The sequence below is a fragment of the Peribacillus muralis genome (genome assembly GCF_001439925.1).
GTDB classification, from domain to species: domain Bacteria; phylum Bacillota; class Bacilli; order Bacillales; family DSM-1321; genus Peribacillus; species Peribacillus muralis.
This window is the reverse complement of the sequence record NZ_LMBV01000041.1, coordinates 1-376: the sequence shown is the minus strand read 5'-3', so window position 1 is coordinate 376 and position 376 is coordinate 1. Positions and strand designations below refer to the sequence as shown.

1 pseudogene is annotated in these 376 nt (G+C 56.8%); it reads right to left on the bottom strand.

Annotated elements, in window-relative coordinates:
* Window positions 1-165: 165 nt before the first annotated feature.
* Window positions 166-376: pseudogene (locus ASU00_RS25915) on the bottom strand (hypothetical protein); the annotation flags it as partial.

Here is a 376-nt window from a genome sequence, read left to right as displayed (position 1 = left end):
CCCTTGTGGACCTTGGAATCCTTGCGCACCTTGTGGACCTTGAACGCCTTGCGGACCTTGGAATCCTTGAGCACCTTGGAACCCTTGTGGACCTTGAACACCTTGCGGGCCTTGGAATCCTTGTGCTCCTTGGAACCCTTGTGGTCCTTGAACACCTTGTGGNNNTTGGAATCCTTGCGGACCTTGGAACCCTTGCGGACCTTGGAACCCTTGCGCTCCTTGGAATCCTTGTGGTCCTTGAGCACCTTGTGGCCCTTGAGCACCTTGTGGTCCTTGGAATCCTTGAGCACCTTGCGGACCTTGGAACCCTTGCGGACCTTGGAACCCTTGCGGACCTTGGAACCCTTGCGCTCCTTGGAATCCTTGCGGACCTTGG